Raw genomic sequence first — 13787 nt, forward strand, 5'->3', positions numbered from 1 at the left:
TACAAATCAAAAAATGTCTGAGACACGATGATTGCCTCAGACTTGTTATGTTTAATCTTTTAAAATACTTGCGAGTCTTAAAATGTGCATAATGATGTTGAGTAAATTAATAAACAAATTAAAGCCCATCTCTCTTGGAGAGAAGTTCCCTAGTTTCATACGGTTAAAATCATACACAGTATAAAGTAGAAACAGTCCAATACCTATTACAGATAACACTGTATGGAAAATAGGATTATGGATGAATATACCTAATAAACTTGCGAAGATTAACGCGATTAATGTTACAAATAAATATTTTCCTAAACCTGAAGCATCATCAATCATAAAGTAACCGAGTATACCAAAAGCAGCAAATGCACCAATTGCTAAGGCAATATTGCCATAAAACGCTTGTGTACCTAATGTGCCTAAATAATACATAAAGGCCGTATATGAAATCACGCCGATAAAGAATGCATATATATTTGAAATTAAACCGCCAAATTTTCTAGACGATTTTACAAATAATGAAATCATAATGAGTACAAACAATCCAATTGTAATTGGTAAATGTAATGCAGGTGGTACGAATTGACCTACATATGTCCCAACTCCAAAGATTACCCAATAATATAAGAAGTATAGCCATGTTTTTCTAATGGCTGAACCATGAGTATCTGTATGTTGATAAGATGCATATTGGTTATCATAATTCATCTTTAATCATTCCTTTTTATAACGTAATACCAACATTTTACATACTATTTCTCTATATATCAAACGTCATGTCTTCTATAATTTGTAACATTCATCATACATACATAAATTACCATATTCCATATAGATTCGCTCACAACGGTTTTGGCGCACTTCAAACAATGTAAAAAAGCAAATATTAATTATTGTGTTTTTATTACAAAGTGATTACATCAGGTACATACAATATTATTTTTGTTACCATTACGTGTATAGAAGAAAGTTCATTTTAGTATTCTGTTTTTATATATTATATATACCTAAGGAGGATAAGCCTTTGAAAAAATTTGCATTCGCAGTAACAGCTGTTTCTGGTGTTGCAGCTATAGCAGCTCATAACGACGCCGAAGCTTCAACTCAACATACTGTAAAAAATGGTGAATCTTTATGGATGATTGCAGACCAATATGGTGTATCTGTTAATCAACTGAAATCAAGTAACAATATTTCAGGAAATATGATTTTCCCAGGGCAAGTCATTACTGTAAACGGAAGTAGTTCAACGGGAGGAAGCGGTTCTCAAGAAACAGAAACTTCAGGCTCTACATACACAGTTAAAAGTGGTGACTCATTAGCAGTAATCGCACAACAAAACGGTGTTACAGTTGACCAACTAATGAAATCAAATAATTTACAAGGTTATATTATCTATCCTGGTCAAACTTTAAAAATTGCTGGTGGAAGCGGTAGTGATACTACAACTACTCCTTCAAATAACACACAACCTACTCAAACAGGTGGCAATAAATCATTCAATGACCAAAACTTATATGACTGGGGTCAATGTACATATTACGTATTTGATCGCAGAACACAAGCTGGTAGTTCAATCAGCACATACTGGGGAGATGCTAAATATTGGGCAGGCGCAGCACAAGCTGACGGTTTCCGAGTAGACGGCACACCTGAAGTAGGTTCAATTATGCAAACTACAGCTGGACAATATGGTCACGTATCATATGTAGAATCTATTAACGCAGACGGAAGTCTATTAATTTCAGAAATGAACTATAATACGCCTCCAGGTGTTAAAGATTACAGAACAGTCCCAGCATCTCAAGTATATAACTATTCATATATTCATTAATAAAAAAACCAGTTCAGAAGACGAACTGGTTTTTTCTATGCAGAAAATTAGATTGTAGTAGTTTTTATTATCTGGGCTAACTATCATTATTCTGAATTGTGGTAGTTAGAATCGGCTAACTTCCATTATTTCGAATTCTGGTAATTAGATGAGCTCTCTCTTACGGACATTTCTCGGAATTATGTCCCTAACTCAGAACATCTCCCCACAAAAAATTCACCTATCACTAAATTTCTCCTCCCCTTCTCAATTTTCCCATACAAAAAACATCCAACCTTAAAGAGTTGGATGTTTAAATGATTGCTTATACGAATAACATACAAATGTGGTAAACGATGAAAGCTAAAAGAATTGATACTGGTAAAGTTATAATCCAAGTAATAATCATTCTTTGTGCTGTTGTCCATTTAACACCTTTAACACGTTGTGATGAACCTACACCTAAAATAGATGAAGATACTACGTGTGTTGTTGATACTGGTAAGTGAATGAATGTAGCACCGAAAATAACGAATGCTGATGATAAGTCAGCTGCTACACCGTTAGCTGGACGGATTTTCATAATGTTTCCACCAACTGTTTTGATAATTTTCCATCCACCTACTGCAGTTCCAAGACCCATTGCAGTAGCACAACTTATTTTAACCCATAATTCAATATCTGTTGTAGATTGCATATTAGCTGAAATAAGCGCCATTGTAATGATACCCATTGCTTTTTGAGCATCGTTTGTACCGTGTGAGAATGCTTGTAATGCTGCTGTACCAATTTGGATAAATCTAAAGTTTCTATTTGTTCTTGTTAAATTATTATTTTTAAATACGACTTTGAAAATAGAATATACAATGAAACCAACGATAAACGCTAAAATTGGAGATGCAATTAAAGCTAATATAATTTTTGAAAATCCTTGGTAATGTAATATTCCAAATCCTGCAGAAGCAATAGCTGCACCTGCAATTGACCCTATTAATGCATGTGAAGATGAACTTGGAATCCCGAAATACCAAGTAATAAGGTTCCACGCTATAGCAGAAATCAATGCTGCTAAAATAACGACTGAACCATTTTCTAATTTAAACGGATCGACAATATCTTTAGCAATTGTTTGTGCTACACCTGTTGCCATTAATGCCCCAACAAAGTTCATAACCGCTGCTAAAATAATCGCATGTCGTGGTTTAAGTGCTTTTGTAGATACTGCTGTAGCGATTGCATTGGCTGTATCATGGAAACCATTAATAAAGTCAAAAAGTAACGCACACACAACAATAGCTACGGTAATAATGAGTAAACTATCCATTTTTTAAAACTCCTTAGCTATTTTTCATAATAATTTGTTCTAATTTGTTTGCTACTAATTGACATTTATCTGCTACATCTTCAAGAGATTCATAAATATCTTTAATTTTTATTAATGTTACTGGATCTGTTTCACTGTTGAAAATATATTTAATTGATTGTCTTAAAATACCATCACAATTCGTTTCATATTCTTTAATGTTGATAGAATGTACACGAATGTGTGAGAATTTCTTCTCAGCTACTAACGTTACAGCAATCTCAATTTCTTTAATTGCTGCTTGTATATTTTTCACGAATTCTGCCATGTATTCATCTGAATAACTGATAGAGTACATTTCAAACATTGCTGAAGTTTCTTCCATTTCATCTAATACATCATCTAATGCATCACATAATTCTAAAATGTCTTCTCTTTCAATTGGTGTAATGAAAGTTTGATTTAAATCAGTAATCATTTGGTGCATAAGATCATCACCATTAGACTCATAGGCTTTAATTTTATCTGAATAAGCTTTTAAGTCGAAATCTGAATTAAAATCCATTTCTCCAAATTCAACTGATGCACGACTTAAATTCTCAGCTATAGCTTCTAACTGAATACCAAACTTATCCTTCTTCTTATTAAACATTAGTAATCCTCCCAAAATTTACATCATAATTTATGTAATTACTCTTTCATTGTACTCTTTCAAAATGAATTCGACCACAGTTTATTAATTTATTTTTGAAATTTTAACTTGTCTGTAAACTTTACGTAAACACAAAGTTCACATTGGTATTTTATAACACAAAAAAAGGCTAATGACAAGCACTAGCCCTTTTTTAAATTTTTTTATTTTTAAAGTACTCTTTGAATCACGCGTTTAGAGTGGATATATGCTAAGAAAGCAAACAGAATATAGATTAATGAATAAAGTGACATTACGATCAGCACTGGTGTATAGAATGATTGTCCCATAAAGAACCAAGCTGATTTAGCCGCGAAATATCCGTGACATAATCCAATGATTAGTGGTAACGCAAAGTTAAATCCAATTTTCAGTGCAATACCTTTAGACATATCTTTAGATGTATAACCTAACTTTCTTAAAATAATGTAGTTTGACGTTTCATCTTCAGTTTCATCAATTTGTTTAATGTAAATGATACATCCTGTAGATAGTAAGAATGCGATACCTAAGAACCCAAGAATAAATAGCATAACTCCGAGGCTACTTTTAGAGTCATTATAAATTTCATGATATGACATAGATGACTCGGTTTTACTTTGTACTTTACTAAAGATTTTTTCTGCTTTCTTAACATCTTTATCATTTGTTAAGTTCACACCAAATTGCTGATTCATGTCATCATTTCTAGCTTCATGTTTTTTCATTTGGTCGAATGTATGATCTGACACAACATAAACAGGTGCATTATAAGAAACCATTGAAGATAAATAATTTTCTTTACTAATAGATTTCACTTTAAGATGATGTGTTTGATTACCCATTTTGTAGGACATTTTTTCTTGATCATTAACTGTAGTCACTTTATCAAGAAGATCATTAAACCCTACAACTGCAACTTCATCGTCTTTCAATTTCAGATCTTTAAATTCAGATGCTTTAGCAACTGTTGATGGTGAATTTGGTTCTGCTCCAGTTGTCTCATTAGCACCTTTAAGCACTTTTCTATCATCAATAATATAACGTGTCACATCATAATTACGTTCTTTATATTGAATATGCTCAGCATCTAATGCTTTTTTAAATTGTTGATTTGCATCTTTATTTACAAAAATATAATCATCTGGTGATGTACTTCTTGCTGTTTCTTCGGCATTGTAGTACTGAACGTAACTCAATGCTAGTAGGCCGACTGACATAGCTGACACTATTGCGATAATTGTTAGTGATAAAGCATTTGTTTTCATTTTGTGCATAATAGACGAAGTTGAAACAACATCTGTCACGCTCAGCATACCTTTTTTATATTTACGAATGGTATTAAATATTAATGAGATTGAACATCTGAAGAGCAAGTATGCACCCACTATTGTTAAGAATAAAATGGTAAGCATTCTTATATATAATGTTGCCATTCCTGCATCGCTAAGATTATCGAACATGACACTTGATAAATAATAACCACTTATAATCATGACGATGCCAATTGCACCAAAAATCAATTCATATAGTTTAATTTTCTTAATTTTAGTATCTGTTGCATTGTATTCATGCATAAGTGCTAAAATTGTCTTTCTTTTTATAAATATTGCATTTTGAAAAGCGATAATGATATAAATCGCAATCATGAGTATAATTGTTTGAACGAAAGCTTCAATGCTAAAATTCAAATGTGCTTCTTGTTGGACGCCGATGATTTTATATAAAATCATCAATAATATTTTAGAAGAGAAAAATCCTAAAATAGATCCAATCACAGCTGTTAATGTGAATAATACAAAGTTTTCTAAAGCAAATATTTTAAAGACTTCACGCTTTGTCATACCAATTAATTGGTACAATCCCATTTCTCTCGATCTTCTCTTAATAAAGAGTTTGTTGGCATAAAGAAGAAATATAACGATGATAATCGTCAATATTGTTACGCCTACTTTAATAGCTGCGCCAACTCTAATACCTGATTGAACACTATTTAAATCTTCAGAGAACCTTAACGTGACAAATCCGAAAAAGAGCATGACACTCATCGTTATTGAAAAGACATACATACTATAATGTCGAATGTTACGTCTTAAATTCTTAATAACAATTTGATTAAAGCTCATTTACAACACCACCTAACACACTTTGTGTTTTGATGATTTCTTTGTAAAATGTCTCTCTATCATCGTCTCCTTTATAAAGTTCAGAGTAGATCTTTCCATCTTTCAAGAAGATGACTCTGTTTGAATAACTTGCTGCTGATGAATCGTGTGTAACCATAACGATTGTTGATTGTGTCATTTGATTCATTTGATTTAATTTATTCAGTAAATCTGAAGCAGATTTAGAATCTAATGCACCAGTTGGTTCATCAGCAAATATAATGGATGGTTGTGCTATAAATGCTCTTGCAGCTGATGTTCTTTGCTTTTGACCACCAGAGATTTCACTAGGATATTTATTTTGTATATCTAAAATACCTAACGCCTTACTAATTTCTTCAAATCTTACTTGCGCTTCTTTTTTAGAAATTTTTTGAATGGTTAAAGGTAACATGATATTTTCTTGCACGGTAAGTGTATTAAGCAAATTATATTCTTGGAATATAAAGCCCAGCTCTTTTTTTCTGAAATTAGACATTTGTCTATTGTTCATGTTCTGTAGTTGATGACCATTAATTTCAATTTGCCCTGTTGTCGCATAATCAATGGAACTTAATACATTTAACAGTGTCGTCTTTCCTGACCCAGATGGCCCCATAATACTAATGAATTCACCTTTTTCAACAGTCATATCTATTTGTTTCAACACTTCTTGTTGATTTTTTTTAGAACCATAAACTTTAACGAGTTGTTCAGTTTTTAATATGCTCATATTCAAAACTCCTTTGTAATTTGTTTATGATTCCATCTTATAGCCTTTTTTACAATTCTTCCTTTGATTCATCGTACATTTTCATGTTTGAAGTGACATTTTTGTCACTTGTTTGTTCTACCGTTGTTAATTCATTTGGTTGTGGGAAAATAAGCAATACTGTCGTTCCTTCACCATAAGTAGATTTCACATTAACTTTAATACTTAATCCTTCAGTAATTTCTTTAACTAAATATAGCCCCATTCCTGTGGCTGTAGACTCACGTCTATTTGTCGTTGAAGTAAAGCCTCTTTCAAAAATACGTGGTAAGTCTCGCGCTTTAATACCTCGCCCAAAATCTTGAATTTTCAAGTATGTTTGACCATTTTGTTCATAAGTTGAAATGATAATATCTTTATTCTCCGTATATTTCAGAGCATTACTTATGAGTTGTCTAATGACAGTTCGACACCATTTTTCATCTGTATAAACTTTTTCATCTTCAATTTGAATATCATACCCTATGCCTTTAGCCATGCTAATATTACGTGCATGTTGAATTTCTTTTATAACCATCTCTTTTAAAGCATAATGTCCAAAATAAAAATCATTACTTTTAGAACTTAAACGTCTAATATAAAGTTGCTGATCCAGTAAGTAGTCGATTCTGCTCCACTCATATAATAAATTCTTTTTTAAATCCTGTTCCTCGATTTGGTCTAATAATAACTTCATTGCAGTGATGGGTGTTTTGACTTCATGTATCCAATCTAGCAAATCATTTTTAGTCGCTTGTATTTCTTTATTTTGATTATGAATGGTACGTCTCGTACGCTCCTCATAAAGTTGAATATAATCAAAAACGATCTTTTCATATGTTGATTGATTCAATTCTTTATGTTCAATTTCTTTAATCGGCATATCATTTTTTAATGCACTATAAAATCTTGTTTCTCGCGTGTAAATCAACCATATAAACACGATAAAAATAATCAAATTTATACCGATTAAATACAAAGCGCTTTTAAAAGAAAAGGCCACATCTAACCAGCTCGTAAGCAGTATAGTAACTTGCATGACTATATACAGTAATATCCAAATCCATCTTTCTTTCAGAAACGATTTGATCATTTTATCCCTCCGGCTCGTGCGCAATATAGCCTTTACCTACTTTCGTTTCAATTAAATCATTGAAGCCAATTTCAGTAAGTTTCTTTCTTAAGCGATTAACATTAACAGTTAATGTATTGTCACTCACAAATTGTTCATCATCCCATAAAGCAGTGATAATCGTATCTCTACTCACGATTTCATTTTTATGATTTAGTAAAATCTCTAAAATAAACATTTCATTTTTAGTTAACGAAATTTCAATATCATTCTTTTCAATAATATGTTTACCATAATCAACGCGTGCTTTATGCCATAACTTAATTCTAGGCTCATCTTTATTATATTGATAAACCCTTCTATAAATTGCTTGAAGTTTGGCAACTAGCACTTCTGTGTGAAATGGTTTCTGTATAAAGTCATCAGCACCTAGTTCCATACTCATGACTTGGTCCATCGGGTGATCCCTTGAAGATAAAAATACAATTGGTATATTAGACTGTTTTCTTATCGCACGACACCAATAGAACCCATCATATTGAGGTAACTGTATATCTATAATAACCATGTCCGGTTGCAATGCTTTATATTCTTCAAACACGGCTCCAAAATCATTTATGCCATGTACTGACCAATCCCATTTTTCTAGTTGTTGTTTCAAAGCATTAAATAAAGTTTCATCGTCTTCAATTATTAGTAATTCCATACTATCCCTCTACTTTGTATATTTTTTAACTTCTCCTGCTATACTACGTAGTTGAAAATCTTTAATTCTACAATCAACTTCGAACCCCTTCATCGTTACATTATGAATAGGAGCTTGTGATAAATAATATATACTCCAAGGTAATCTCGGTACGTAATTAAATAAATGAACCATAAATTCATTTGTTAATCTTAACTTTCTAAATTCTAACATGCCATTATCTTCATATAAATCTACAGTAAGTGAACCACCAATAACTTTGAACTGTATAATATCTTCGTCAATATTTGGATGCACTCTTTTTAATTTTAATAATGGTTTACTGCGATGTTGGAAATAAACATAATAAATATCTCCAATTAATTCTGTTCTCACTAACGTTCCACTTGTTTCTTGTAACCATTGGAAATAGTATTTCACAACATCTTCTAAATCCCATTTATAAGGAATTGGCATTCTATCAACACTTCTAACATCATCTATTTTAGACTTCTGTAATTCTATCGATACAGCTGGTCGCTTAATAGATTGTTCTGTCACTTGAACTTCAATTCCCGTTGAACTTAATATTTCCATCGTTTCTATATCAAAAGGAGAACCTTTAATGTATATAATTTTTTTAACATTATTGACTTTACATGCTTTTGCCATATTATGACTCGCGATAATATTTAAATTACGTGCAGTACTTTGAGTTAACTTCGCTGATTTCTTGTTTGGATCTAAATAATAAATTGCAATATCTATATCTTTTAAAGCTTCAATCATATCTTTAAGTACAAAAATATCGCACTTTCTCCATGTAACTTCATCATCTAACATCATATCTGATTCATACTTTGTAATCGTATATAGATTGCCGACATCTTTTAATGTACTGATTAAATGCTTGCCTATATACCCTGATCCACCTGAGATGAGTACATTCTCTTTCATTTTAAGCACTCCTTTATATTCGGACTTTACATATGTGTTATACTATTTATAATTTATTATTTAATTACCATAAATATACCACTGATTGTAATTTATAAATAGAAATAGGAGACATTTTATGAAAGAAATCATACGCGAAATTCGAATAAATGATGTTGAAAACTTTAATAAATTGTTAGATAGTGTGATTAATCAATCCGAATATTTACTCTTTAATCCAGGAGAACATCAAATATCTATACAAAACCAAACTTTATTTCTAGAAGAAATGATTACGACAAGTAACTCTACAATCATTGTTGCAGAATTGAATGATACATTAATTGGATATGTAACGATCCAAGGTGGCAAAACCAATCGAAATCGTCATGCCGCGAAAATTGCTATGGGTCTACTTCCGACATTTAGAAATAAAGGAATTGGATTTAAACTACTTCAAGAAACTGAAGCTTGGGCAGTGAGAAGACAACTGCATAGACTCGAGTTAACAGTCGTTACGGAGAATGAACCGGCATACCGATTATACGAGAAATTTGGTTTTAAAGTAGAAGGAAAGAAAGAACAAACATTGTATTTTAATGATAAATATTACGATGAATTTATGATGGCAAAATTATTATAAAAAAAGGCAAACTCATCACGTATTTCGCGTAGTTTGCCTTTTTTATTATTTATCTTTTTTTATCACAGTTTCAGAATCTTGATTCGCATTGTTTTCATATGGAGACTGTTTCGTATTAGCCCCTAGAAACATCATGACGTTATTATAATTCTTCTTAGATTCTTTCAAGTTCATATGGAATTGGTATTGATGACGTAAGCCGTGCGTACCATCAAAGAATGTTGTAGTCGTTTGAACACCTTGCTTTTTAAGAACTTCATCAAACTCTCTATTTTGTGGATCAAATGGGTCAGCATCTCCCACTGTTAAAAATGTAGGTGGATACTCTTTTGTCACTTGATCAACGGTAGATAGTTGATTAATTCTTGCAAAGTTCTTTTCCCATTCTTTAGTACCCGTATAACTTGTCATAAATAAATCAATTCTTGGAAATTCTGTAGATCTCACAGTTTGCATATTATATAACCCACCAAAAAGAATGGCAGCTTTTAAATAATCTTTTTTAATACTTGGCTTCATACGCATTTGCTGTTGCAATTTATCATTTGTTTGTAAAGCCACATATTGACTGGCAATTTGTGCACCTGCAGAGTCTCCGCCATATATAATTTGTCTATAGTCGATATTAAATTTATTTCTATGTTTTAATGTATATTTAGTTGCTTGATCTAATTGCTGTATTGGTGTCGGATACTGGTAATCAGGTGCTAAAGCATAATTTACATTTACGATGATATATCCTTTTTCAGCAATTTGTGCTAAGTATGGATTCTTATGTCTTTTGTCTCCCGCTATAAAACCACCACCATGCGTCCAAAATATGACTGGCAGTTTCTCACCTTTTTTCATTCTTGAAGGCATAATAATATCCATTTGACTATTTGGTGCACTATGACCATAAGATACATCACGTATCAATTTTACTTTCTTATTGTTTAGTAATAATTGATTGGCTCTTTGAGCTTGTAATTGTGCTTCCCTTTCTTTATGTTCCTGATATTTGTTATAACCGTAAAACCCACTTACAACAACGATGATCGCTACAATCAATATAAACAATCGTCGTTTTTTTCTTTTCATATGTTCACTTCCTCATGTAAGAAGATAGTTTAACATATTCAATTATTTTATGCGATATGTTTTTTGTTATCACTTTTTCGTCTAATATATTTAACAACAATGGCAGCACAAATCACTAAACCTATAACACCCATAGCTGGATATAATTTATCAATCAGTGATGAGAAACCTACAAAGCTTAAGCCATAAGCGATTACCATAGATATCGTCAGTAATACAACGTATTTTTTAGAAAATGGTACAGTAAACCTTGCTGTAAATGAGTACATAAGTCCTAAAATCGTGTTGTACATAACCATAAGCATAATTACTGATAATGCAAAACCAATAATAGGTGAAATTGTTCTAGCGAGTTCTAACGTTGGTATCTCGATATCTTTAATATTAGGATATTCAACTAATAATCCAGCATTGATAAGCGCTAATAATATTAAATAAATAATACCACCAATAATGCCACCTAATCCTGAAATACGACGTTTATCAGCATCGCCACCGATGGCAACTAATGTACTAAATCCAACTGAGAACGCTAAACCACCATAAATAAATCCTTGAGCTATTCCCCAGAAAAGACTTGGTGATTCAACTGTATCATTAATTTCAGAAATACCTACTTGACCATTCACAAAAAAGTAACCTGCGATTATTAATATGACAATGATTAAAAACGGTGTGACGACACCTAATGCTTTTATAATTTTATCGAAGTCTAATAAAAGCGTGATATAAATAAAAATACACATAATTAAAGCACCTAACCAAGTTGGCACCCCAAAACTTTCATTAAATGCTGATCCAGCACCAGCTATCATCGTTACTGATATACCAAATAAGAAAAATATTAATACATAATCTATAACGATACCTGCTTTACCGAATAAATAATTAATCGTTGAGCTATGGTCATCTGCATCGAGTGCCGTACCAATCTTAGCTACTTGTCTACCAAAAAACGCCAACATTATACCAGATATAATAACTCCTATATACCCGTATAAACCATAGTGGGTAAAAAATTTCATTACCTCTTGCCCTGTCGAGAACCCTGCACCAACAACGACCCCAACATAAGCAAACCCTATTTTTGTTGCTTCTTTCAAATTTGACACAAACTTTCCTCCTCATAATTTTGTTCAACATAATGATGTATACCCACTATTCACGAAAGTATTCCAAAAATTAAGAGCAAGACTATAAAAATCCTGCTCTTTTTCAATATATTTATGAATTATCTTTAATTGATTGACTATAATTCGCTCTTGTAACTGTCAATCCGACAATGATTACTAAAGCGAGTAATACAATACCAAACCAGTATGACTGATGAATACCTTGCGTCATAGCATGATTGATTTGATCAACTGTAGGATTCTTAATACCTTCTAATGCTGCTCTTTGTCCACCGTTCATAATACTTACAAAAATCGCAATACCTAATGCGCCACCTATTGGCTGTAACATATTGGATACAGCTGTACCGTGTGGATACATTTCTTTTGGTAAAGCGTTTAATGCATTTGTATTTGCCGGCATCAATACTGCAGAAATACTAATCATTAAAATAATATATACAATAACAAATATCCATACTGAAATACCTGGATGAATCGTTGAATAAAATATTGAGACACATAATAACACAATTAATCCTGGTACAACTAGTTTTCTTGGACCAACTTTATCAAATATGGCACCCATAAATGGTGATAAGAAACCATTTAATAAAGCACCTGGTAATAAGATTAATCCAGCAACTTTAGCACTGAATCCCATTGGACCTTGTAAGTACATAGGCATTACAATTTCAGAAGCAAACATTGTCATAATCACAACAACGAAAATAATAACACCCTTTGTATAGTTATGGTATTTAAATACTTTCAAATCTAATAAAGGTTCTTCTAATTTAAGTTGTCTAAAGACAAATAGTATCATCGCAATAATACCAATGATAAGCGTGATGTAAATTGATGGACTTGAGAAGCCACCTTCAGTAGTACTTACTGATGAAACACTATATATAATAGTTGCAATACCAATTGTTGATAAAATGATTGAGAATACATCAATTTTCGGTCTTGTAATTTCACCAACATTTTGTAAATATCTATATGCGAATATAAACGTAAATAGCATGAATGGGATAACGATTAAAAATAACCATCTCCATCCTAAATAATCAACAATAACACCAGATAACGTTGGTCCTAATGCAGGTGCAAACATAATGACTAATCCGAATTGACCCATAATTTTCCCGCGTTCGCTCTCATTGTATAGCATGAGCATTGCATTCATGACAGTTGGAATCATAAGTCCCGTTCCAGCTGCTTGAATCATTCTACCTACTAATAACATTGGGAAGTTAACGGCTAACCCAGCTGTTAAAGTCCCGATAGAAAATATTGTTACTAACCCTAAAAATAACCGCCTCGTTGTAAACCATTGATTTACGACTGCAGACAATGGCGTTAGTACACCCATTACTAACATGAAACCAGTTGCCATCCATTGGACAGTTGGTGCATCTACATCAAATACTAACATTAATTCTTTTAATGCAATATTTAAGAGCGTTTCATTTAAAATCATGAAAAATGTACCAACTAAAAAGACAATCATAATTATTTTTCTTTTAAACTGATTCTCCATTTTTTTCTCCTAAATTTTATTTTGTAACTTTTCTATAATGCCAT

13 protein-coding genes are annotated in these 13787 nt (G+C 32.0%); 2 read left to right on the top strand and 11 right to left on the bottom strand.

The genetic code is table 11. The features are described from left to right. Positions 1-51: 51 nt before the first annotated feature. The gene (locus LQ611_RS10410; protein ID WP_037589997.1) at positions 52-699 is read right to left on the bottom strand and encodes a Bax inhibitor-1/YccA family protein; all 648 of its coding nucleotides are present in this window, start codon (positions 697-699) and stop codon (positions 52-54) included. A 316-nt stretch (positions 700-1015) separates the two neighbouring features. Here LQ611_RS10410 and LQ611_RS10415 point away from each other — a divergent pair, with 316 nt between their 5' ends. Next, a complete protein-coding gene (locus LQ611_RS10415; RefSeq protein WP_107565404.1) occupies positions 1016-1825 on the top strand; it encodes a LysM peptidoglycan-binding domain-containing protein in 810 nt (269 codons plus the stop codon). A gap of 304 nt (positions 1826-2129) precedes the next feature. Here the strand turns inward: LQ611_RS10415 and LQ611_RS10420 are convergent, their stop codons facing one another. The 7 genes from LQ611_RS10420 to LQ611_RS10450 all read right to left on the bottom strand — a co-directional run bounded on the left by LQ611_RS10420 (position 2130) and on the right by LQ611_RS10450 (position 9386). Beyond that, complete coding sequence (locus LQ611_RS10420; RefSeq protein WP_025907379.1) at positions 2130-3128, bottom strand: inorganic phosphate transporter; 999 nt, start codon at positions 3126-3128, stop codon at positions 2130-2132. A 13-nt stretch (positions 3129-3141) separates the two neighbouring features. Next, positions 3142-3759: a DUF47 domain-containing protein gene (locus LQ611_RS10425; protein WP_107565403.1), complete on the bottom strand. Its 618-nt coding sequence runs from the start codon at positions 3757-3759 to the stop codon at positions 3142-3144. Between the two features lie 209 nt (positions 3760-3968). Beyond that, positions 3969-5903 (bottom strand): ABC transporter permease, encoded by a 1935-nt coding sequence (locus tag LQ611_RS10430; protein WP_107565402.1) that lies wholly within the window; start codon positions 5901-5903, stop codon positions 3969-3971. Next, positions 5893-6654 (bottom strand): ABC transporter ATP-binding protein, encoded by a 762-nt coding sequence (locus LQ611_RS10435; protein ID WP_025907385.1) that lies wholly within the window; start codon positions 6652-6654, stop codon positions 5893-5895. Before LQ611_RS10435 ends, LQ611_RS10430 begins: the two co-directional genes overlap by 11 nt. Before the next feature lie 49 nt (positions 6655-6703). After that, positions 6704-7765 (bottom strand): sensor histidine kinase, encoded by a 1062-nt coding sequence (locus LQ611_RS10440; protein ID WP_107565401.1) that lies wholly within the window; start codon positions 7763-7765, stop codon positions 6704-6706. A gap of 1 nt (position 7766) precedes the next feature. Continuing rightward, a complete protein-coding gene (locus tag LQ611_RS10445; protein ID WP_107565400.1) occupies positions 7767-8450 on the bottom strand; it encodes a response regulator transcription factor in 684 nt (227 codons plus the stop codon). 9 nt (positions 8451-8459) lie between these two features. After that, positions 8460-9386 carry an NAD-dependent epimerase/dehydratase family protein gene (locus tag LQ611_RS10450; RefSeq protein ID WP_107565399.1) on the bottom strand — a complete coding sequence of 309 codons (927 nt, stop codon included), beginning with the start codon at positions 9384-9386 and terminating at the stop codon, positions 8460-8462. A gap of 118 nt (positions 9387-9504) precedes the next feature. Between LQ611_RS10450 and LQ611_RS10455 the strand changes: the two genes are divergently transcribed. After that, complete coding sequence (locus LQ611_RS10455; RefSeq protein WP_025907393.1) at positions 9505-10008, top strand: GNAT family N-acetyltransferase; 504 nt, start codon at positions 9505-9507, stop codon at positions 10006-10008. 45 nt (positions 10009-10053) lie between these two features. Here LQ611_RS10455 and LQ611_RS10460 read toward each other — a convergent pair whose 3' ends face one another. From LQ611_RS10460 to LQ611_RS10470, 3 genes are all read right to left on the bottom strand, one after another. Next, the gene (locus tag LQ611_RS10460) at positions 10054-11088 is read right to left on the bottom strand and encodes an alpha/beta hydrolase (RefSeq protein WP_107565398.1); all 1035 of its coding nucleotides are present in this window, start codon (positions 11086-11088) and stop codon (positions 10054-10056) included. A gap of 47 nt (positions 11089-11135) precedes the next feature. Further along, positions 11136-12200 (bottom strand): YkvI family membrane protein, encoded by a 1065-nt coding sequence (locus tag LQ611_RS10465; RefSeq protein WP_025907397.1) that lies wholly within the window; start codon positions 12198-12200, stop codon positions 11136-11138. A gap of 112 nt (positions 12201-12312) precedes the next feature. After that, positions 12313-13743, bottom strand: a complete 1431-nt coding sequence (locus LQ611_RS10470; RefSeq protein WP_107565397.1) for an MDR family MFS transporter — start codon at positions 13741-13743, stop codon at positions 12313-12315. Positions 13744-13787: the final 44 nt, after the last annotated feature.

Source organism: Mammaliicoccus sp. L-M44 (assembly GCF_022386355.1).
Classification (GTDB): domain Bacteria; phylum Bacillota; class Bacilli; order Staphylococcales; family Staphylococcaceae; genus Mammaliicoccus; species Mammaliicoccus sciuri_A.